Source organism: Clostridioides sp. ZZV14-6345, from assembly GCF_020657775.1.
In the GTDB taxonomy this organism is placed as follows: Bacteria; Bacillota; Clostridia; order Peptostreptococcales; family Peptostreptococcaceae; genus Clostridioides; species Clostridioides difficile_D.
In genome coordinates, this window is record NZ_JAGWCX010000251.1 from 1 (window position 1) to 282 (window position 282).

The following is a 282-nucleotide window of genomic DNA, read 5'->3' on the forward strand; positions in this document are numbered from 1 at the left end:
ATATAATTTAACAGAGTATTCACTTCATAATTTTGTTAAACCTATTTGCAAATATTATAAACTACATTCTGCTATATCTCAGAAGATAGCTACAAGATGTTTTAATGCTTTTAGTAAGTATATCTATCATCAAGCTAAACGAGTTAATTATATTAGATATAATGAATTAACATCAATAGAAGGGAAGCAAAATTCAACTGGTATTAGTTATAAAGGTGGTATTATTAAATTTAATAATATGACTATTCCAGTAATAATAAAGAATAATGACAACTATGCTCA

General features: G+C 24.1%; 1 pseudogene. It reads left to right on the forward strand.

From position 1 onward, the window contains the following. A pseudogene (locus KGF39_RS19670) lies at positions 1–282 on the forward strand (RNA-guided endonuclease TnpB family protein); the annotation flags it as partial.